This is a genomic window from Streptomyces griseus subsp. griseus (assembly GCF_003610995.1).
Taxonomy (GTDB): Bacteria; Actinomycetota; Actinomycetes; order Streptomycetales; family Streptomycetaceae; genus Streptomyces.
In genome coordinates this window covers 4,160,499-4,181,284 of record NZ_CP032543.1, presented here as the reverse complement: position 1 = coordinate 4,181,284, position 20,786 = coordinate 4,160,499, and the positions used below count along the sequence as shown (strand labels likewise).

The window sequence follows — 20,786 nt, the reverse complement described above, 5'->3', positions numbered from 1 at the left end:
TCACGCCTCCACCCGCACCCCGATCTGCGCCGCGAACGCCGGGGCCAGCTCCATCAGCTGGGACGGGCTGATCACCGCACCCGCCAGCCGCTCCACCCCGCGCGCGATGTCCAGCTCGGAGACCGTCCGCAGGTCCACGGACTCCATGCGCACCGCACTGAAGTCGGCCCGCTTCAGCACACAGTCCCGGAACTCCACCCGCACCAGGTGCGCGTCGCCGAAATCGGGCTCGGAGAGGACACAGCCCTCGAAGACCACGTCCTTCAGCCGGGCCTTGCGCAGGTTCAGGTAGTCGATCTTCCCGCCGCGCACCACCACCCGCTCCAGCACCGCCCCGTGCAGCTGCACCCCGCCGAGCCGTGCGTCCACCACCTCCACGTCCCGCAGCGACGCCTCCGAGAGGTCGGTGCCCACGCCCCGAACGCCCGTCAGAACCGAGTCCATGAAGCGGGCCCGCGCCAGCTCCGTACGGTCCAGGGCGCAGCCCTCCAGCGCGCAGTCCATGAACCGCGCGCCCGGTCCCGACGCGTCCGAGAGGTCCGTCCCGTCGAACCGCACCCCGTCGTAGTCGCCGTCCGGCTCCAGGCCCTCGCCGTCGTACGGGACGAGGGGCGGCAGCCGCACCTCGGGGCGCCGCGCCGCCGCGACGGTGTCCTTCTTGGCCTTGGTCGACCTCGGCGACCTGGTCGTCCTGCCCGCGCTCGTTGCCATGCCCCCCATCGTGACGCATGCCACTGACAACGCCCCAGCCCTCCGTCGGGCAGCCCCATGTCACGCGCCACCGCCCCCGATCCGTCGCATCATCAAAGACGCGAAGGAGTTCCCGCCATGGAGCGCATCCACGCCCGCACCCACGTCCACGTCATCGGCGGCGGCATCGCCGGGCTCACCGCCGCCGTCACCGCGGCCGAATCGGGTGCCCGGGTCACCGTGTACGAGGGCCACCGCACGCTCGGCGGCCGGGCCAGAACCGCCGACGGGCCGTACCGCGCCAACGAGGGGCCGCACGCGCTCTACCGGCGTGGGCCGCTCGTGGCCTGGCTGGCCCGGCGTGATCTGCTCGGCCCCCTCGTCTCCGTCCCCCTCCTCGAAGGCCTCCGCTTCCGCTTCCGACGCGCGGGGGCGCTCCGCCGGGTCCCGCCCGCCGCCCTGCTGCGGCTCGCCCGGCGCAGCGCCGGCCCGGCCCCGGTGGACGCCGACTTCCGGAGCTGGGCCGCCGGCCGGGTGGGCGACGAGGGCGCCCGGGCCGCCGCGCACTTCGCCGCCGCCGCGCTCTTCCACCACGACCCGGGTGCGCTCTCCGCCCGGTTCGTCCAGGAGCGCCTGCACCGGCTCTCCTCGATCCCGCCCGAGGCCCGCTACCCGGTCGGCGGCTGGGCGCGGCTCGTCGACCGGATGGCCGGGCACGCCCGTGGCCTCGGGGTCGCCGTCGAGACGGCCGCCCGCGTCGACACCCGTACGCTCGGCGAACTGGCCCGGACCGGACCGGTCGTCGTCGCCACCTCCCTCGACGCCGCCCGCACCCTCCTCGACGATGCCTCCCTCACCTGGGAGAGCGGCCGCACCGTCCTCGTGGACCTGGCGGTGCGCACCCGGCGGGGCGATGCGTTCGTCGTCTCTGACCTGGACGCGCCCGGCTGGCTGGAGCGGTTCACCGCCCAGGATTCCGGCCTCGCCCCGGCCGGGGAACAGCTGCTCCAGGGCCAGTTCCCGATCGGGCCCGACGCGCGCAGGGCCGAGGGGACCGCCCGCGCCGAGCAGCTCCTCGACCTCGGCTTCCCCGGCTGGCGGGAGCGCACCACCTGGCGCACCGAGGCCCTGGCCGACGGCCGCACCGGGGCCGTGGACCGCCCAGGCACCACCTGGCGGGACCGGCCCGCGATCGTCCGGGGCGACGGGATCTTCCTGGCGGGCGACCAGGTCGCCGCCCCCGGGCTCCTCGGCGAGACCTCCTTCACCAGCGGTCTCGAAGCGGCGCTGCTCGCCGTGAAGGCCGTGGGAGGGCCGTCCGGACAGCGCTCCGGGACTGACTTCCACCGAACCTGAGGCACGAGGGTGGGGGCACCCCCTCCCGGACCCACCCCGGAGCCCGCAGTCCAACAGCCCCCAGGCCAGCTGCCCGCCGCCCGAGGGAACCCTTCATGTACGCCGTCCGCCTCCACGCCTTCGGCCCCGCCGAGAGCCTCTCGTACGAACGGACCGAGGACCACGGCCCCGGCCCCGGCCAGGTCCGCATCGCCGTCGAGGCGGCGGGCCGACTGCGGCCCGCCGTCCAGCGCTACCCGATCGCGGAAGCGGCCGCCGCGCACCGGGCGCTGAGACGCGCGGCACGATCGGCAAGGTGGTGCTGGAACCGTGACGCCGTGACGCCGTGACGCCCGTGACGCCTGGACGCCGTGACGCGAGGGTCGGCGTCCTTCAGGCCCCGGGCCGCCCCAACGCCCCGGGGCACCGCCTCACCCCGCCGCCCCCAGCAACCGCCGCGCGATCTCCGCATGGTCCGGGGCCAGTTCGCGCTCCCCGTCGCCGACCGCCCACACCGCGTTCTGGAGCACCCGGCCCAGCGTCCAGGCCCGCGCGCGCTCCCGGTCCAGGCCCAGCGCCTCCGTCAACGCGTCGAACCGCCACACCACCTCCCCGGCGACGAACAGGTTGTCCAGCGCCGGGAACAGCTCGAACCCCGGGTCCCCCGCCAGCGGCTTGGGGTCCAGGGCCACCCACTCCCCCGCCCGCCCCGCGTCCGCGCGGCCCGCCAGGATGTTGTCGTAGTGCAGGTCCCAGTGGAGCAGCCGGTCCCCCGGCTCCGCCGCCACCTCCCGTACCGCCGCGGCGCAGTCCGCGAGCAGCCGCCGCTCCGCCGCGTCCGCCAGCCGCCCCGCCGCCTCCGGAGCCGCCGCCAGCATCCGCTCCACCGCACCGCCCAGGGTGCGCAGCCCCTCCGGCGCGGGCACCGCGGCCAGCCGGGCCAGCACCCCGCCGAGCACCGTCACCGCCTCACGCGTCCCGGCCACATCCATCGCCCCACCGGCCCCACCGACCCCGGCCATCCCCGACAACGGCCGCCCCTCATCCAGCCGTTCGAGCAGCAGCGCCCCGGTCTCCGCGTCATGGCCGAGCACCCCCACCGCCCCGGCCCCCGCCACACCCCACGCCCGCAGCGCGACCGGCTCGCCCACCGTCTCCTCGTCCACCAGCTGGAGCTTCAGCGCGGCCGGCGCCCCGTCCGCCTCCCGCACCACCGGCAGGACCAGCGCGCACATGCCGTACATCGCGGCCCCGTCCCGCCGCAGCCCCCACTCCTCCAGGAACCGGCCGGCGAGGCCCGGCAGCGCGGCGACGAAGGCACGCCCGGCCGCGCCGTTGTATGCGTACTGAGTGGCGATCAGTTCGTGCGGGATGTCGATCACGCCCTGGATCCTAGGGGCGTGCGTCAATCGGACCATGCCCCGAGAACAGCCGGGCCCCACCGCCGACGGCAACGGGAATTCCGCCGACCGCCCCACCACCGACGACCACCGCCACCGCGAGCCCGCCCGCGCCACCGCCCGCCGCTGGGCCACCGCCGTACGCCGCTGGATCGCCACCGCCCCGGCACGTACAGCTGGCTGGCCATCCTCCTCGTCACCACCGTCGTCCTGCACCGGATGTCCCCCGCCTTCGAGGAGGAGTTCCTGCGGGACCGCTCCACCAACCTCCACGAGCTGTCGCAGAACCCCCTCCGTGTCCTGGTCGCCAGCGCCCTGTGGATCGACGGCGGCCGCTGGCTTCCCTACGCCGTCCTGTTCACCGTCTTCCACGCCACCGCCGAGCACTGGCTGGGCACCCTGCGCTGGCTCGCGGTCGCCGTCACCGCGCACGTCGTGGCCACGCTGGTCAGCGAGGGCGTCCTCGCCTGGGCCATCCGGCACGACCACGCCCCGCAGTCGGCGGCCACCACCCTCGACGTCGGGGTGAGTTACGCCCTGGCCGGGGTGGTCGCCGTCCTCACCTACCGGGTGCCGCACCCCTGGCGGTACGTCTACGTCTTCGCCGTCCTCGTCGTCTACGGCATCCCCCTGGCCGCCGACGGCCGCACGGTCACCGACCTGGGCCACTTCACCGCCGTACTGACCGGCCTGGCCTGCTACCCCCTCACCCGCAACGCCCGGGAGCGCGGCGGGACGAAACACCCCGCCGCGCAGTAACCTCCCGCCACACATACGCTCGGCATCACACCGGGCACGGGACACCGGCACACCGGACAGGGACCCCAGGGGCATCATGAGCACCGTCAGTACCGTCAACGGCGGCATATCGTTCTGGTACGCGCAGGAGGGCACACCGGCCCCCCGCGAACCCCTCCCCGGCGACGCGAGCGCCGACGTCTGCATCGTCGGCGGCGGCTACACGGGGCTCTGGACGGCGTACTACCTGAAGCAGGCCGTCCCCTTCCTCAACATCACCGTGCTGGAGGCCAGGTTCTGCGGTTACGGGGCCTCCGGCCGTAACGGCGGCTGGCTGTACAACGGCATCGCGGGCCGTGAGCGGTACGCGAAGCTGCACGGCCACGACGCCGCCGTACGGCTCCAGAGGGCGATGAACGAGACGGTCGGCGAGGTCGTCCGCATCGCCGCCGAGGAGAAGATCGACGCCGACATCCACCAGGGCGGCGTCCTGGAGGTCGCCCACACCCCGGCGCAGCTGGCCCGGCTCAAGGACTTCCACAGCGTCGAGATCGCCTTCGGGGAGAGCGACCGGGTCCTGCGCGGCGCCCGCGAAACCGCCGAGCGCGTCAAGGTCACCGGAGCCGTCGGTTCCACCTGGACCCCGCACGGCGCCCGGCTGCACCCCGCCAAGCTGGTCAAGGGGCTCGCGGACACCGTGGAGGCGCTCGGCGTCACGATCCACGAGTCGACCCCGGTCACCGAGATCAAGCCGAAGCACGCCGTCACCCCGTACGGCACGGTCCGCGCGCCCTACATCCTGCGCTGCACCGAGGGGTTCACGGCGGGCCTCAAGGGGCTCAAGCGGACCTGGCTCCCGATGAACTCCTCCATGATCGCCACCGAACCGCTCCCCACCCGCGTCTGGGACACCATCGGCTGGGAGGGCCGCGAGACCCTCGGCGACATGGCCCACGCCTACCTCTACGCCCAGCGCACCGCCGACGACCGCATCGCCATCGGCGGCCGCGGCTACCCCTACCGCTACGGCTCCGCCACCGACAACGACGGCCGCACCCAGCCCGCCACCATCGCCGCCCTGCGCGACCTGCTGGTCCGGCTCTTCCCCACCACGGCGGGCGTCCGCATCGACCACGCCTGGTCCGGGGTCCTCGGCGTCCCCCGCGACTGGTGCGCCACCGTCACCCTGGACCGCTCCACGGGGCTCGGCTGGGCGGGCGGGTACGTCGGCTCCGGAGTCGCCACCGCCAACCTCGCCGCCCGCACCCTGCGCGACCTGATCCAGCAGGACTCCGGTCAGGCGGGCCCCACCGACCTGACGGCGCTCCCCTGGGTCAACCACAAGGTCCGCCGCTGGGAACCGGAACCCTTCCGCTGGCTCGGCGTCCACGGCCTGTACGCCGCCTACCGCGCCGCCGACCGCCGCGAGACGGTCTCACCGCGCCCCGGCACCGACCCGATCGCGAAGGTAGCGGACCGCATCGCGGGCCGCCACTGACCTGCTGAGGAGACTCCTCTCCGGCCACCAGCACCCCCACCCCGTACGGACCGGGGACGACGCCCCGGTCCTGGATCGGCTGCCGGGGACGTCGCCGGTGGTCCTCTCGTACGGGACGACGTCCAGGTCCTCGGCGCCGATGGCGGGGATGTCCAGGACGGCGGTCCCGGCACCAGGACGGGCGCAGGAGCGCCGGGTGGGTCAGTCGCGCGGCCAGGGCCGTCCGTCGAGGCGTTCGATGGAGAGGTTCAGCCGGCTGAGCGAGGCCGCGAGCTGCTCGGCCTCCTCGGGCGTCCAGTCGGCCATGACCTTGGCCAGGCCCGCCACGTTCCGGGCACGGTCGCTGTCGAGGCGGCGCGCGCCCTCGTCGGTGATGGCGAACTTGCGGGCGATGCCCCCGTCGGGATCCGGGATGCGCTGGACGACCCCGGCGCGGAGCATCGCGGCGGTCTGCCGGTTGAGGGTGGAGGCGTCCAGGCCGAAGGCCTCGCTGAGCTGGCTGATGGACATGGGACCCTCCACCTCGATCCGGCTGAGCAGGATGTAGGCGCTGCGGTCGAGGCGCCACTCCACGCGCGGGGTGAGCAGGTGCATGTACCGGCCGAGCAGCATGGTCTCGCGTTCGATCCGGTCGAGGGGCATGTCCACGCGTACAGGTATATCACGTGAGATATGCATGGTGCATAAGATGTGCATGATGCACATTCAATGTATCTTGCCTAGCTGAACGTCCGTCCGGCACACCACGCTCGGGCACCGCAGGCCCGCAAGGGCGAGAAGGAGACACCCCGTGGAGAGTTCACCGCCCGCAGCCCAGCCGGGAGGACCGACCGCCGGCCCGGCAGAGCCCTCGGCAGGCCCCGGCGGCATCGTCGGGATCCTCGCGTTCGCCGGCATCGTGGCGGCGCTCACGCAGACCCTGGTGGTGCCGCTGATCGCACAGCTGCCGACGCTGTTCGACACCTCCGCGTCCAACGCCTCCTGGGTCATCACCGCCACCCTGCTGGCCGCCGCCGTGTCGACGCCGGTCGCCGGACGGCTCGGCGACATGTACGGCAAGCGGCGCATGCTGCTGGTCTCGCTCGTACCGCTGGTGCTGGGTTCGGTGGTCTGCGCCCTGTCCTCGTCCGTGATCCCGATGATCGCCGGACGCGGCCTCCAGGGTTTCGGCATGGGCGTGGTGCCGCTCGGGATCAGCCTGCTCCGCGACGTCGTCCCGGCGAAGCGGCTCGGCCCGTCCATCGCGATCATGAGCGCGTCGATGGGCGTGGGCGGTGCGCTCGGCCTGCCGTTCGCCGCCGCCATCGCGGAGAACACCAGCTGGCGGGTGCTGTTCTGGGTCGTCGCCGTACTCGCCCTCGCCGTCGGCGCCCTGATCCTGGCCCTGGTTCCCGGCGACCGCCCCGCCGGGGCGCGCAGCACCTTCGACCTGCCCGGCGCCATCGGCCTCGGCGCCGCCCTGGTCTGCCTGCTGCTCGCCGTCTCCAAGGGCGCCGACTGGGGCTGGGGCAGCGCCACGACCCTCGGCCTCTTCGCCGCCGTGCTCGTCCTGCTGCCCGCCTGGGGCTGGTGGGAACTGCGCCTGAGCGACCCGCTGGTCGACCTGCGCGTGACCGCCCGCCCGCAGGTCCTGATGACGAACACGGCCTCGATCCTGGTCGGCTTCGCGATGTACGCCCAGTCCCTCGTCGTCCCCCAGCTGCTCCAGCTGCCGGAGGCCACCGGCTACGGCCTCGGCCGGTCCATGCTCGCGATGGGCCTGTGGATGGCCCCGGCCGGGCTGATGATGATGGCGATGTCCCCGCTCGGCGCGAAGCTCTCCGCCGCCAAGGGCCCCAAGGTCACCCTGGCCGTCGGCAGCCTCCTCATCGCCGCGGGCTACGGCCTCTCCGTCCCCCTGATCGGCTCCGGCTCCCCGTGGAGCCTGCTGATCGTCACCCTCGTCTGCAACTCGGGTGTCGGCTTCGCCTACGGCGCCATGCCGGCCCTCATCATGAGCGCGGTGCCCCAGTCGGAGACCGCATCGGCCAACAGCTTCAACTCCCTGATGCGCTCCATCGGCACATCGTTCGCGGCGGCCGTCATCGGCGTGGTCCTGGCCCGCATGACCACCGACTTCAGCGGCTTCCAGCTCGCCTCCGAGAACGGCTTCCGCGTCGCGATGCTGATCGGCTGCGGGGTGGGCCTGGCAGCGGCGGTGGTCGCGGCCCTCATCCCCGTACGCACGACGAGGCCACCGCTCGGGAAGGCCACGGCCTCCTCCGACCCGGCGCCGGGGGTGACGGCGGCGAAGCCGGCCTAGACCAAAGGGGCGCACCCGCCTCCAGTGGGTCGCACGGAGCGATCCCGCCGTCGCCGCCGCATCCGCTGACGACAGAAGCCCAGGTCAGACGACATCTGACCTGGGCTTCACGGTGAGCCCCCTGTCGGATTCGAACCGACGACCTACGCATTACAAGTGCGTTGCTCTGGCCAGCTGAGCTAAGGAGGCGTGCCGGAGCAGTGTAACCAACCGCGCACCCGCCCCGTTCGCGATTTCCCTGTGCTCCGGACTACTGACAGATCGGGAAACGCCAGGTAGCGTCACGGCAGGTTCGCGTCTGTGGACCAGACCACTCCCTACTCGGATCGTCCGGCACGTTCCTGCCGGTGGAGGAGAAGATTCAGCATGGCCAGTGTCACGTTCGACAAGGCGTCCCGCGTCTACCCCGGCTCCACGAAGCCGGCCGTGGACCAGCTTGAGATCGACATCGCGGACGGTGAGTTCCTCGTCCTCGTCGGTCCTTCCGGTTGCGGTAAGTCGACCTCCCTGCGCATGCTCGCGGGTCTCGAGGACGTCAACGGCGGCGCGATCCGCATCGGTGACCGCGATGTCACGCACCTGCCGCCGAAGGACCGGGACATCGCCATGGTGTTCCAGAACTACGCGCTCTACCCGCACATGTCCGTCGCGGACAACATGGGCTTCGCGCTGAAGATCGCCGGTGTGAACAAGACCGACATCCGGGCGAAGGTCGAAGAGGCCGCCAAGATGCTGGACCTCACCGACTACCTGGACCGCAAGCCGAAGGCGCTCTCCGGTGGTCAGCGGCAGCGTGTGGCGATGGGCCGGGCCATCGTGCGGGAGCCGCAGGTCTTCCTCATGGACGAGCCGCTGTCGAACCTCGACGCCAAGCTCCGTGTCTCCACCCGTACGCAGATCGCCTCGCTCCAGCGCCGCCTCGGCATCACCACCGTCTACGTCACCCACGACCAGGTCGAGGCCCTCACCATGGGCGACCGGGTCGCGGTGCTGAAGGACGGGCTGCTCCAGCAGGTCGACTCGCCGCGCAACATGTACGACCGGCCGGCCAACCTCTTCGTCGCCGGCTTCATCGGCTCCCCCGCGATGAACCTGGTCGAGGTCCCGATCACCGACGGTGGCGTGAAGTTCGGCAACAGCGTCGTCCCGGTCTCGCGTGAGGCGCTGTCCGCCGCCGCCGACCGTGGTGACACCACCGTCACGGTCGGCATCCGGCCCGAGCACTTCGACATCGTCGAGCACGGTGGCGCCGCCGCGAAGGCCCTCACCAAGGACGCCACGGACGAGCCGGCCGGTCTCGCCGTCTCCGTGAACGTCGTCGAGGAGCTCGGCGCCGACGGCTTCGTCTACGGTGCCGCGCAGGTCGCCGGTGAGCACAAGGACCTGGTCGTCCGCGTCGGCGGCCGTGCCGTGCCGGAGAAGGGCACCGAGCTGCACGTCGTCCCGCGCCCGGACGAGCTGCACGTCTTCGCCACGTCGACCGGTGAGCGCCTCACCAACTGACACCCTCGCGTGAGCAAACGGCCCCGCGCGCCCCTGGAAGGGGGGCGCGGGGCCGTTTGCATGGTCCGGGGCAGGTTTGGGTTTCGGTGCCGAGCAGCGTCAAATACCCCGGCACACAGGGCATTTCACCCTGGCGCGTCAACCTGGCATTCGAAAGGACGCGTCGAACCATCCCCCGGAGGAGTGACGAAATGTCACCAAGTCACCACCGACCGCTACGCTCGCTGCGTGACCCACACCGCTCGGCGCCTCGGCCGATCCTTCGCCCTCGTCCTGCCCGTCGTCATGGTGCTCTCCGGGACCCTCGCGGTCACGAGTGTTCAGTGGGCCGGGACGGACAACGACTCCACCCTGCTGGCCGCCTCCTCGGAGACCGTGTCCAAGCCCGCCAAGCCCCGTGCGGCGCAGGACATCCTGCGTGACAAGCTGCTCGTCGAGCTCCAGGAGAAGGACCCGGGCACCGCGCTCACGGGCCTCCAGCGCGCCGTCGAGAAGCGCCCCTCGCTGGCGCAGCACTGCATGTCGATCGCCCGGGCGCTCGGCAAGGCCGCGGTCGAGCAGTACGGCCCGGCGCGCGCCCAGCGCTTCTCCCGTCCCGTCTGCGACACCTCGTTCGCCTCGGGGGTCGCTCAGTTCAGCTGAGCCCGTCGCCCCCGAAGAACCTGAGTTCGGCCTCGCCGAGCGCTCAGTTCAGCCGAGCCGCGTCGAGCGCCGAGTTGAGCGGCGTCTCACCGGGCGCTCAGCTCGACCGACTCCCGCCACGCTCCACCCCGCTGCCGTTGCCCCCGCCTGCCGGGCAACGGCAGCTGCCGTGCGCGGGCACCGCATATCGTGCGTGCCATGCATACGTATCCGACGCAGGCCGTGATCCTCGCCGGTGGCCAGGGGTCGCGGCTGCGGCCGTACACCGATGACCGTCCGAAGCCGATGGTCGAGATCCCGGGCACCGGGACCCCGATCATCGGCCACCAGCTCTCCTGGCTGGCCGCCGAGGGCGTGACCGACGCCGTGGTCTCCTGCGGGCATCTCGCCGAGGTGCTCCAGGAGTGGCTGGAGTCCGCCGTGCTGCCGCTGCGGGTCACCACCGTGGTGGAGAAGGAGCCGCTGGGCCGGGGCGGCGGGCTGAAGTACGCGGCGCAGCGGCTGCCCGATCCGGAGCAGCCCTGGTACGCCACCAACGGCGACATCTGGACGCGCTTCTCGTTGCGCGAGATGGCCGCGTTCCACGCCGAGCGCGACGCCACCGCCACGCTGGCTCTCGCCCGGCCCCGGATTCCTTGGGGGGCGGTGGAGACGGACGCCTTCGGGCACATCACGGACTTCATCGAGTCGCCGCCCTCGCCGTATCTGATCAATGCGGGGGTGTACGTGTTCTCCCCCGCGTTCACGGGGATGCTGCCGGATCAGGGCGACCACGAGCGGACGACGTTCCCGCGGCTGGCCCGGGAGCGCCGGCTGGCCGGGTATCCGCTGCCCCACGGGGCGTACTGGCGGGCGATCGACACCGCGAAGGACCTGACCGAGGCGGCGCGTGAGCTCGGCTCTCAGGGCCGCGGCTGACAGCGCGATGGGGCGGCCCCCACCCGAAGCCGGGTGGGGGCCGCCCCATCGCGCGTTCCGTACGGGTCAGCCGAGGAGGCCGCCGATGGGGTTGCGGCCGCCGCCGGAGGAGCCGCCGCCCGAGCTGGAGCCTTCGCCGCCGCCCGTGGCGGGCGGGGCCTCGGGCTCCGAGCCGCCGCCGGTGGAGCCGTCCCCGCCGGTGGAGCCGGAGGAGGTGGGGCCCGCGCTGGTGGCGGCGGGGGGCTGCTGGGGGGCGTTCTGCTGCGGGGGTTCCTGCCCGGCGCCCTGGGTCTCGCTGGGCTGGGCCCCGGCGCCGGTGCTCTGGCCGCCGCCGGAGTCGCGGGGGGCGCCGGGGGTGGCCTGGCCGCCGGTGGCGGGGGCGGTGGCTTCGCCGGAGCGGGTGGGCTCGGGGCGGCTCTCCTGCTCCTGGGGGGTACGGGAGGCCTGGCGTTCGCCGGAGGACTCCTGTGGGAGCGGCTGGCCGGGAAGCCGGTTGGTCGGGTAGTCGTTGCGGCCCGGGACGGTGACGACATCGGCCGAGCGGACGGCGCCGCCGAGGATGGAGCCGATGAGAAGGGTGAGGCCGATGACGACGGAGGCGACGACCGTTCCGCGGCGCAGCACGCGGCGGCGCAGGTCCCAGATCTCGGAGCGCGGGCCGAGCGTACGCCAGGCCTCTCCCGCGAGCCGTCCGTCCACGGAGTAGACGGGGGCACCCGCGATGATCAACGGGCTCCAGGCGGCCAGCAGGATGATGTCGGGGGCTTCGTACACCGGGACCGTGCGCCAGCTGACCGTCACCAGGAGGGCGGCGGAGAGCAGGGCGCCCACGGAGGCGGCGACGCGCTGCCAGAGGCCGAAGACGGTGAGGACGCCGACGACGACCTGGAGGAAGGCGACGGTGAGCCCGGCGCCGACCGGGTGGGAGAGGGCGAAGTCGCGCAGCGGTTCGGCGAGCGCCCAGGGGTGCAGCGAGGTCAGCCACTTGACCATGGAGCCGCGCTCGCCGCCGTCGAAGTAGACGGGGTCGCAGAGCTTGCCCATACCGGCGTAGATGGCGATGAGGCCCAGGAGGACCCGCATGGGGAGCAGGACGACCCCGAGGTTCATCCGGTGGCCGGGGTAGTAGGCGTGCCGGACGGGGTCGCCGCCTTGGCGCCGGGCGCGGGCCTCGGAGCTCTCCTCCCCGTAGCCGTCGTCGTCGGCCGCGGGGGGCTCCGGCCCGTCGTCGGCGGAGTCGTACGCCCCGACGGCCTGGCGCATGGGCGGCAGGAGGGGACCGGTCCGCCCGGGCTGCTGCGGTGCGGTCAGTACGGGGTTGGGCTGGGTCTCCTCCAGAAGCGGGATGACCTGGGTCGCGCCCGCCGGGTGGCCGTTGGCGGCCCCGGCGGTGAGCGCGGTGTCGAGGTGGCCCGCGGTGGAGTTGCGTACGGCCTGGAGGAGGCCGGTGGCGCCGGGGTCGCCCGGGGCCGATCTGCCGCTCCAGACGACCGGTGCCCGCCTGCGGCCGCCGCCGGCCCCGCTCATGGCGGGGATGCGGGCCGTGTCCGCGAGACCGCGCAGCCGTGCGCGCTGGCCCGGGGCGAGCTGCACCCGGAAGCTGGCGTGGTTGACGATGACCTGCGCGGGGTCGCTGTCCACCTTGGTCATGCTCAGGGCGGGTTGCTCGTCGAACCGAGGCGTTCTGGTGTCCACACTCATCTAACCGAGTGATGGGTGGTTAGGACACTGCCTTGACGGGGCTTATGTGTCCGAGACCCGTCAAGATCCGGCCAAACTCGGGCATCCTGGAACCCTGTTCGGCGTTCGCGCGTCAACTCGGTGGGCGGGCGAGCCCGTTACCGAGGTGGTCATCGCGCGAACGCCGTACCGGAGGCCGGTGCGGGTCATCCGCGGCGGCGCGCCACCTCGTAGAGCACGATCCCCGCCGCGACACCGGCGTTGAGCGATTCGGCGCCGCCCGGCATGGAGATCCGGACGCGGTAGTCGCAGGTCTCGCCGACGAGGCGGCCCAGCCCCTTGCCCTCGCTGCCGATGACGATGACGACCGGACCGGCCAGCTGCTCCAGGTCCTCGACCGTGTGCTCGCCGTCGGCGGCGAGGCCGACGACCGTGAGGCCCGCCTTCTGGTAGCCCTCCAGGGCGCGGGTCAGGTTGGTGACCCGGGAGACCGGGGTGCGGGCCGCCGTACCGGCCGAGGACTTCCACGCACCGGCGGTCATACCGGCCGCGCGGCGCTCGGGGACGACCACGCCGTGGCCGCCGAACGCGGAGACCGAGCGGACGATCGCGCCGAGGTTGCGGGGGTCCGTGACGCCGTCGAGGGCGACGATCAGCGGGTCCTCGTTGTTGTCGTACGCGGCGGCGGTGAGGTCCTCCGGGTGCGCGTACTCGTACGGCGGGACCTGGAGGACGAGGCCCTGGTGGTTCAGGCCGTTCGTCATCCGGTCCAGCTCGGGGCGCGGGGCCTCCATCAGGTTGATGTTGCCGCGCTCGCCCGCGAGCTTGAGGGCGTCACGGACGCGCTCGTCGTTGTCGATGTACTGCTGGACGTAGAGGGTGGTGGCGGGCACACCGTCGCGCAGGGCCTCGTAGACCGGGTTGCGGCCCACGACCATCTCGGAGGTGCCCTTCACACCGCCGCGCCGGGGCGCGGGGCGGCGGGCGGCGGCCTGCTTGGCCTGGGCGTTGGCCACCCGGTTCTTCTTGTGTCCCTTGCGGGCGGAGGCGGGCGGCGTGGGTCCCTTGCCTTCGAGACCACGGCGTCGCTGACCACCGCTGCCGACCTGCATGCCCTTCTTGTTGGACGTGCGGCGGTTCCTGCGCTGGCTGTTCCCGGCCATGACCTACCTGTTTCGTTGCTTTCAGACGTGCGTACGTATAAGTGAAGTGTGCCGCCCTGATCGCCGGGCGGCACATTCGCACCGGTCGGACCGGTGCCGAGCGGAGGCTCAGCGCGGGCCGAGCGTCCACCGCGGACCGTTGGCGCTGTCCTCGATGACGAGTCCGGACTGGTTGAGCTGGTCGCGGATCGCGTCGGCGGCGGCCCAGTCCTTGCGCTCACGGGCCGACTGCCGCTGGTCGAGAACCAGGCGTACGAGGGTGTCGACGACGCCGTGCAGATCCTCGCCCCGGTCGCCCTCACCCGCCCAGTGCTCGTCCAGCGGGTCTAGCCCAAGGACGCCGAGCATGGCCCGGACCTCGGCGAGGCGGGCGACGGCGGCTTCCTTGTCGTCGGCGGCGAGCGCGCTGTTGCCCTGGCGGACCGTGGTGTGGACGATCGCGAGGGCCTGCGGCACGCCCAGGTCCTCGTCCATCGCCTCGGCGAAGGCGGGCGGCACCTCGGCGGCGGGGGCGACGGTCTCCCCGGCCTTCTCGGTGACGCGCTGGACGAAGCCCTCGATCCGCGCGAACGCGGACTCGGCCTCGCGCAGGGACTCCTCGCTGTACTCGATCATCGACCGGTAGTGCGGGGTGCCCAGGTAGTAGCGCAGGACGATGGGGCGCCAGTGCTTGACCATCTCGCTGACGAGGACGGAGTTGCCCAGTGACTTGGACATCTTCTCGCCGGCCATGGTGACCCAGGCGTTGTGCACCCAGTAGTTGGCGAACTCGTCGCCGTACGCCTTGGCCTGGGCGATCTCGTTCTCGTGGTGCGGGAAGATCAGGTCGAGTCCGCCGCCGTGGATGTCGAAGGCGGAGCCCAGGTACTTGTGGGCCATCGCGGAGCACTCCAGGTGCCAGCCGGGCCGGCCGCGGCCCCAGGGGGTCTCCCAGCTGGGCTCACCCTCCTTGGCCGCCTTCCACATGGCGAAGTCCCGCTGGTCGCGCTTGCCGGTCTCGCCCTCGCCGGAGGGCTGGCGCAGGTCGTCCAGCTCCTGGTTGGAGAGCGAGAGGTAGCCGGGGAGGGACCGGACGTCGAAGTAGACGTTGCCGTCGGCCTCGTAGGCGTGGCCGCGCTCGATGAGGCCGCGCATCATCTCGATCATCTCGGTGATGTGGCCGGTGGCACGGGGCTCGTAGGTGGGCGGCAGGCAGCCCAGCGCGTCGTAGCCGTCGTTGAACGCGCGCTCGTTCTCGTAACCGATCGACCACCAGGGGCGGCCCTGCTCGGCCGACTTCCTGATGATCTTGTCGTCGATGTCCGTGACGTTCCGGATGAAGGTCACGTCATAGCCGCGGTACGTGAACCAGCGGCGCATGATGTCGAAGTTCAGCCCGGAACGGATGTGCCCGATGTGCGGTGCCGCCTGGACGGTAGCGCCACAGAGGTAGATCGAGACGCAGCCCGGCGTGAGCGGGACGAAGTCACGGATCTGCCGGGCGCTGGTGTCGTGCAGGCGAATAGTCACGCCTCAAGGGTAGTAGGCCGACACCAGTGCCCCGCGACCCTTGGGCGATCGCGGGGGCAACTTTCTGATACCGGCCTGGTCGGGAGGGGTCGGGGAGGCCCCGCCGAAGGCTCCCGGGCGGCTCTCGGGGGTTCCTCAGGGGGCTCCAGGGGCTCCTCGGGGACTCTTCAGCGGCTCCTCGGCGGTCCTCAGATGCGTCCGACGACCTTGCGCGGGGTGATCCGGACCACGACCCGGGGGTCGTCCTGCGCGGACTTCGGGTTGAACTCCGCGTACGGCTTGCCGGTGTACTTCAGCGACAGCTCGTCGATCAGCTCCTGGCCGCCCTCCGTGGTCAGCTCCGCCCGGCCGCGGATCTCGGCGTACGCGTACGGGTTGTCGGCGGGCTGGACCACGACGGTGACGCGCGGGTCGCGGCGGAGGTTCGTCTCCTTGCGGCGGCCGACCGTGGTGGAGATCAGGACGTCGTCGCCGTCGCGCGTCACCCACACCGGGGAGACCTGCGGGCTGCCGTCCGGCTGGATGGTGGCGATGTTGACGAAGACCGGGGTGTCGAGAAGGTCCTTGAGCTCGGTGGAGAGTGCGGCTGTCATGACGTACGTCCTCCTGAGTGGCTGGGTGGTCCGGTTACGGGCGCCCCGGATCCGGTGTCGGGCGCCCTGCGGTCCTCACCCCCAACCTCGTGCGCCCTCCGTTACTTCCCGCGTCGCCCTTACTTCTTGCCGTAACCCGCCGGAAGGGTGAACGCGAGGGCCGCTCCGGCCAGCGGTACGGCGGCCAGCACCGCCCACAGGACCGGGGCGGGCGCGTCGAGGAGGACCCCGGTGGCCGCGCTGCCGACGAGGACCGCGAGGCCGGATACGGAGGAGAGCGCTCCGGTGGCAAGACCGAGCCGCCGGCCGTCGACCAGGTCCGGCACGATGCCCCGGGCCGCGGGGACCAGCAGCATCTGGCCGAGGGTGAGCAGGACGACGAGGACCGCGCCGGGCAGCAGGCCGCCGGCACCGCCGGGGGTGAGCGGTACGGCGGCGAACCCGGCGGCGACGACGGTGAGGCCGGTGACCAGGGCGGTGCGCGGGGTCATCCGGTGCGCGGACCGGCGGGTCAGCGGCAGCTGGAGGGTGACGACGAGCAGCGAGGAGAGCGCGAAGAGCCAGCCGAGGGCCGCCTGCGAGCCGGTGGCGCGCTCCACCTCGGCGGGGAGGGAGAGGTAGAGCTGGTTGTAGGCGACGAGGTAGGTGCTGTACGCGAGGCAGAGGACGAGGAAGGGCCGGTTGGTGAAGACCGCCCGCCACGAAGACCCTGCGGTGCTCTGGGCCGTACGGGTGAGGGCGTCATCCCCCGCGCCGTCGCGGGTGGAGGCGTCGTCCGGTGCGTGGTCACGGGTGAGGGCTTCGTCCGGTGCGCCGTCGCGGGTGGAGGCGTCGTCCGGTGCGTCCTTACGCCCCGGCATCAGGCGCGCGTGTCCCACAAGGACGGCGACGAAGACGAGGGCCCCGGTGAGGCAGGCGGCCCGGAAGCCGCCGCCGAGCAGCAGGAGCAGCGAGCCCAGCAGCGGTCCGAGGAACGCCCCGGCCTGTCCGGCGGCGGAGAACAGGGCGAGCACCTGGGCGCGCGGGGTGCCGGTGGCCTGCTCGTGACGGACGGCCTCGCGGGCGGCCTCGGACTCGACGGCGGGCGAGAACAGCGCGGCGGCGAAGCCGATGAGGAGGACGGCCGCGATGACGGTGGCGGCGGAACCGGCGTAGGCGAGCCAGCCGAAGCCGGCGATCCGCAGCGCGCAGCCGGCCAGGACGACCGGCCGGGGGCCGTACCGGTCGGTGAGGGCGCCGCCGACGACGAAGAGGCCCTGCTGGCTGAAGGTTCGCAGGCCGAGGACCAGCCCGACGAGCCAGCCCGCCATCCCGAGACCGCTGCCGAGGTGGGCGGCGAGGTAGGGCAGGACGGCGAAGAACCCGATGTTGAAGGCGAACTGGGTGGTGGTGAGGAGGCGGAGGTAGGGGGTGGCGGCGCTCGCGATACGGGGGCGGGCGCGGGTTCTCGACTCCGTCCGCGCCTGGTGCGTGCGCGCGCTCACCGCGCACCCGCCGGGGTGCGCCCGCGCGCGGCGCTCGAGGTGAGGACGGCCAGCGCGCCGAGGACGACGAGCGCGGCGGCGGGCGCGAGGACGGCCCAGGGGGCGCGTTCGGCGTACGGCATGTTCTCCGAAAGCATCCGGCCCCACTCCGGCGCGGGCGCCTGGGTGCCGAGCCCGAGGAAGCCGAGGGAGGCGAGGGCCAGCGCGACGGCCGGGATGCGGAGGAGGGCGTGGCGGGCGACGGGCGGGAGAACGCCCGGGAGCACATGGTGGCGGAGCAGCCGGGTCCGGTCCGCGCCGAGGGCGACGGCCGCGGTGAGATGGGGTGCGGCCTTCTCCTGGGCGTACAGGGCGGCGGTGTGGGCGGCGAGCGGGGCCCAGGCGACGGCGGCCACGGCGGCCGCGGCGCCCCAGGGGCCGGGTCCGGTGATGCCGGCGACGACGAGGCCGGCGAGGACGGCGGGGAGCGCGTTGGCGGTCTCGGTGAGCGCTCCGGCGGGTACGGCTCCGAGGGCGAGGCCCAGGAGAAGGGTGACGGCTCCGACGGCGGCGGCTGCGAGGGCGGTCCTGGCCGCCCCGTGGCCGAGGCGGGCGAGGACGTCGCGGCCGAGGTGGTCGGTGCCGAAGGGGTGCGCGGCGGAGGGGCCGGCGAGGCGTGCGGCCGTGTCGACGTGGAGGGGGTCGCGCAGGAGCCCTGCGACGGTGACGGCGAGGAGGAGGGTGCCGAGGAGGACAGCGGCGATCGCGAGCGCGCGGCGGCCGGGGAGCCGGGGAGCCACAAGGGTGGGCAGGGCGCGTTCGGTGAGGGCGGGGCCGAGGAGGGCGCGGGCGGCGAGGCGGGCGGCGAGTCCGGCGGCGACGCCGAGGAGGAGCAGGACGAGGACGCATGCCTGGAGAACGGGCAGGTCCTGGGCGAGGGCGGCGGCGAGCGCGGTGCCGCCGAGGCCGGGGATGGCGAACAGCGTCTCGACGGCCACCGCTCCCCCGGTCAGCCCGACCGCGACCAGACCCACCTGGGGCAGCAGCCCCGGCAGCGTACGGCGCAGGGCGTGGGCGGCGATCCGGCGGCGCGGCAGGCCGTGCGCGGTGGCGGCGCGGGCCCAGGGTTCGGCGAAGGCGCCGGGGAGGGCGTCGTCCAGAAGGCGGCCGAGGAGCGCCCCGGCGGGGACGCCCATCGCGAGCGCGGGCAGCACGAGCTGACCGGGATCGCCCCAGCCGAGGGCCGGGAACCAGCCCAGGTGCACGGCGAACACCGTCGCCAGCACGGCCGCCAGCAGGAACTCCGGCAGCGCGGCGAGCACCGCCGCCCCCACTCCGGCGCGCACCCGCACGATCCGGCGCGCGGCCCCGCGCCGAAGGGTCGGGGCGCTCAGCGCGAGGGCGAGGAGGAGGGCGACGGCCAGCGAGACGCCCATCAGGGTCAGGGAGTTGCCGAGGGCGGCGACCACGTCGGGGCCGACGGGCAGCCCGGAGACCCAGGACTCCCCCAGATCGCCCCGGAACAGCCCGCCGAGCCAGGAGCCGAGGACGTGCAGGTGGCCGCCGTCGAGTCCGGTCTCGGCGCGGATGGCGTCGAGGGTCTCCGGGGTGGGCTCCCGGTCGGCGTACCGGGCGTGCAGGATCGTGCGGGCCGGGTCGGTCCGGGTGAGCCGGGGCAGCAGCCCGATGACCGCGACGACGGTGAGCAGGGTGGCCAGCCGCCCGGCGAGGTACTTCACCGGACCGTCCGGGCGCACGCCCCGGCGCCGCTCCCGATGTCTGCCCCGGCGCTCGTCGCGGCGCTCATCCGACGTGCGTGTCGGCGGTGATCAGCGTGCGCTCCATCGGATCGAGGGCGACGCCTTCGACGCGGGCGTCGTCGTACCCCTGGATGAACCGTTCGTGGACGAGCGGGACGAGGGCGTCGGCGCCGAGGATCGCGGCCTCGGCGGTCATCTCGGCGCGGTGGCGGGCTTCGGCGTCGGCGAGGGAGGCGGCCTTGGCGACGGCCGTGTCGACCGGCTTCGCGCAGAGCTGGCTGATGTTGAAGCTGCCGTCGCAGGTGAAGTCGGAGGCGAGGTAGGAGAGCGGGTCGGCGGTGTCGAGAAGGGTGTTGCGTGCCTGAAGGAAGGCGTCGAATTTCCCGCCGAGCGCGTCGGCCTCCATCTGCGCGTAGTCGCGGACGACCTGCTTCACCGTGAAGCCGCGCTTCTCCAGCTGCTGCTGGACGACGGTGGCGGCCTCGGGGAGTTCGGGCCGGTTGGTGTACGTGGCGAGGACGATCTCCTCCGTCTTCGCGACCTCGGCCGGGGTGGCGGCCTCAGCCCGCCCGGTGGGGGCGGTGCGCAGCTCGGCGGCCCAGCGGACGCCGGGGCCCAGCAGCCCCTGTGCGGTGTCGGCGCGGCCCTCGTAGACGCCGGTGGCCAGGGCCTCCGAGTCGATGGCCTCGCGGGCGGCGGCGCGCAGCGCCGGGTCGGCGAAGACGCCGCGCTCGGTGTTGAGGGAGAGGCCGCTGGTGCGGGCGGTGGGAAATTCGTGGACCAGGTTGTCGCCGAGGAGGGCTGCCTGCGAGATCGGTACGTACTCCGCGATGTCGACGTCCTTGGTACGGAGGGCGTTGGCGCGGGCGGTTCCGTCGGCGACGAACTTCACGTCGATGCCGGGGGCCTTGGCCTTGGTGCCCCAGTAGGTGTCGTTGCGCTCCAGGGTGGCGCTGACCGCGCCGTTGACCTTGGCGAGGGTGAAGGGGCCGGTGGCGTGCCCGGCGGGGTCGACCCTGCCGTTGCCCTTGCCGCTGTCCTTGTAGGCAGCGGCGGAGAGGACGGCGAGCGAGGGGTTGGCGAGCCGCTGGGGCAGCAGCGGGTCGGCGGCCTTCGTCGTGACCCGTACGGTCCCGGCTCCCTCTGCCGTCGCGGTCAGCGTGGTGTCGGAGAGCACCCGGGGCTTCGGGGAGGCCTTCTGGGCAGCGGCCAGCGAGCGGACGACGGCGGCGGCGTCGACCTGCGTACCGTCCTGGAACGCGGCCTTGCGCAGGGTGAACTCCCAGGCCAGGTCGCCGTCGCGCTTCCAGGTGGTGGCGAGGGCGGGCTTGGCGTCGCCGTTCCTGTCGAGGCCGGTCAGGCCCTCGACGACGGCGAGGCGGCTGAGGGTGACGGCGTCGTCCCCGTACGGCGACATGGCCTGGGCGGGCGGGAAGGCCATGGCGACCTTCAGCCGCTGGTCCGCGCCGGATTCGCCTGCCCCTCCGGAGGAGCAGGCCGTGGCGGCGGGGACGAGGAGCGCGGCGGCGGCGAGCGGCAGGGCGACGCGGCGGTGGCGGGGGGAGGTGCTGGGCATGCGGGCGACCCTACAT

General features: G+C 73.3%; 17 protein-coding genes, 1 tRNA gene and 1 pseudogene. 8 read left to right on the top strand and 11 right to left on the bottom strand.

Annotated features, from left to right (window positions below):
• On the bottom strand, nucleotides 1-711 hold the full coding sequence (locus tag D6270_RS18805) for a pentapeptide repeat-containing protein (protein ID WP_225976899.1): 711 nt from the start codon (nucleotides 709-711) through the stop codon (nucleotides 1-3).
• Nucleotides 712-828: 117 nt separating this feature from the next.
• Between D6270_RS18805 and D6270_RS18800 the strand changes: the two genes are divergently transcribed.
• Together D6270_RS18800 and D6270_RS34030 are read left to right on the top strand one after the other, a co-directional pair.
• A complete protein-coding gene (locus tag D6270_RS18800) occupies nucleotides 829-2,046 on the top strand; it encodes an NAD(P)-binding protein (RefSeq protein WP_109164388.1) in 1,218 nt (405 codons plus the stop codon).
• A gap of 188 nt (nucleotides 2,047-2,234) precedes the next feature.
• Nucleotides 2,235-2,359 (top strand): annotated as a pseudogene (locus D6270_RS34030) (zinc-binding dehydrogenase); the annotation flags it as partial.
• Nucleotides 2,360-2,456: 97 nt separating this feature from the next.
• Here D6270_RS34030 and D6270_RS18790 read toward each other — a convergent pair.
• Nucleotides 2,457-3,407, bottom strand: coding sequence for an aminoglycoside phosphotransferase family protein (locus tag D6270_RS18790; RefSeq protein ID WP_109164389.1), 951 nt, complete (start codon nucleotides 3,405-3,407; stop codon nucleotides 2,457-2,459).
• Nucleotides 3,408-3,551: 144 nt separating this feature from the next.
• On the opposite strand from D6270_RS18790, the gene D6270_RS18785 reads away from it, so the two are divergent.
• Nucleotides 3,552-4,184, top strand: a complete 633-nt coding sequence (locus D6270_RS18785) for a rhomboid-like protein (protein WP_151414750.1) — start codon at nucleotides 3,552-3,554, stop codon at nucleotides 4,182-4,184.
• Nucleotides 4,185-4,260: 76 nt separating this feature from the next.
• Entirely contained in the window at nucleotides 4,261-5,661 is a 1,401-nt protein-coding gene (locus D6270_RS18780; RefSeq protein ID WP_109164391.1) for an NAD(P)/FAD-dependent oxidoreductase, read from the top strand.
• A gap of 201 nt (nucleotides 5,662-5,862) precedes the next feature.
• On the opposite strand, the gene D6270_RS18770 is transcribed toward D6270_RS18780, so the two are convergent.
• Complete coding sequence (locus tag D6270_RS18770; protein ID WP_109164392.1) at nucleotides 5,863-6,309, bottom strand: MarR family winged helix-turn-helix transcriptional regulator; 447 nt, start codon at nucleotides 6,307-6,309, stop codon at nucleotides 5,863-5,865.
• Nucleotides 6,310-6,451: 142 nt separating this feature from the next.
• On the opposite strand from D6270_RS18770, the gene D6270_RS18765 reads away from it, so the two are divergent.
• Complete coding sequence (locus D6270_RS18765; RefSeq protein ID WP_391040099.1) at nucleotides 6,452-7,963, top strand: MFS transporter; 1,512 nt, start codon at nucleotides 6,452-6,454, stop codon at nucleotides 7,961-7,963.
• A gap of 115 nt (nucleotides 7,964-8,078) precedes the next feature.
• Here the strand turns inward: D6270_RS18765 and D6270_RS18760 are convergent.
• Nucleotides 8,079-8,152 (bottom strand) — tRNA-Thr (locus D6270_RS18760).
• Nucleotides 8,153-8,329: 177 nt separating this feature from the next.
• Here D6270_RS18760 and D6270_RS18755 point away from each other — a divergent pair.
• From D6270_RS18755 to D6270_RS18745, 3 genes are all read left to right on the top strand, one after another.
• Nucleotides 8,330-9,466, top strand: coding sequence for an ABC transporter ATP-binding protein (locus D6270_RS18755; protein ID WP_109164393.1), 1,137 nt, complete (start codon nucleotides 8,330-8,332; stop codon nucleotides 9,464-9,466).
• Nucleotides 9,467-9,694: 228 nt separating this feature from the next.
• Nucleotides 9,695-10,108 (top strand): hypothetical protein, encoded by a 414-nt coding sequence (locus D6270_RS18750; protein WP_109164394.1) that lies wholly within the window; start codon nucleotides 9,695-9,697, stop codon nucleotides 10,106-10,108.
• A gap of 198 nt (nucleotides 10,109-10,306) precedes the next feature.
• Nucleotides 10,307-11,026, top strand: coding sequence for a nucleotidyltransferase family protein (locus D6270_RS18745; RefSeq protein WP_109164395.1), 720 nt, complete (start codon nucleotides 10,307-10,309; stop codon nucleotides 11,024-11,026).
• Nucleotides 11,027-11,092: 66 nt separating this feature from the next.
• Here D6270_RS18745 and D6270_RS18740 read toward each other — a convergent pair whose 3' ends face one another.
• The 7 genes from D6270_RS18740 to D6270_RS18710 form a co-directional block, all read right to left on the bottom strand.
• Nucleotides 11,093-12,727, bottom strand: a complete 1,635-nt coding sequence (locus D6270_RS18740) for a DoxX family protein (RefSeq protein WP_225976898.1) — start codon at nucleotides 12,725-12,727, stop codon at nucleotides 11,093-11,095.
• 185 nt (nucleotides 12,728-12,912) lie between these two features.
• Nucleotides 12,913-13,869 carry a 23S rRNA (guanosine(2251)-2'-O)-methyltransferase RlmB gene (gene rlmB / locus D6270_RS18735; protein WP_093692710.1) on the bottom strand — a complete coding sequence of 319 codons (957 nt, stop codon included), beginning with the start codon at nucleotides 13,867-13,869 and terminating at the stop codon, nucleotides 12,913-12,915.
• 108 nt (nucleotides 13,870-13,977) lie between these two features.
• The gene (cysS, locus tag D6270_RS18730) at nucleotides 13,978-15,378 is read right to left on the bottom strand and encodes a cysteine--tRNA ligase (protein ID WP_109164397.1); all 1,401 of its coding nucleotides are present in this window, start codon (nucleotides 15,376-15,378) and stop codon (nucleotides 13,978-13,980) included.
• 188 nt (nucleotides 15,379-15,566) lie between these two features.
• A complete protein-coding gene (locus tag D6270_RS18725; RefSeq protein WP_109164398.1) occupies nucleotides 15,567-15,971 on the bottom strand; it encodes a PPOX class F420-dependent oxidoreductase in 405 nt (134 codons plus the stop codon).
• Nucleotides 15,972-16,090: 119 nt separating this feature from the next.
• Complete coding sequence (locus tag D6270_RS18720; protein WP_109167375.1) at nucleotides 16,091-17,398, bottom strand: MFS transporter; 1,308 nt, start codon at nucleotides 17,396-17,398, stop codon at nucleotides 16,091-16,093.
• A 53-nt stretch (nucleotides 17,399-17,451) separates the two neighbouring features.
• Complete coding sequence (locus D6270_RS18715) at nucleotides 17,452-19,173, bottom strand: ABC transporter permease subunit (RefSeq protein ID WP_109167376.1); 1,722 nt, start codon at nucleotides 19,171-19,173, stop codon at nucleotides 17,452-17,454.
• 64 nt (nucleotides 19,174-19,237) lie between these two features.
• The gene (locus D6270_RS18710; RefSeq protein WP_109164399.1) at nucleotides 19,238-20,770 is read right to left on the bottom strand and encodes an ABC transporter substrate-binding protein; all 1,533 of its coding nucleotides are present in this window, start codon (nucleotides 20,768-20,770) and stop codon (nucleotides 19,238-19,240) included.
• Between the last annotated feature and the right edge of the window lie 16 nt (nucleotides 20,771-20,786).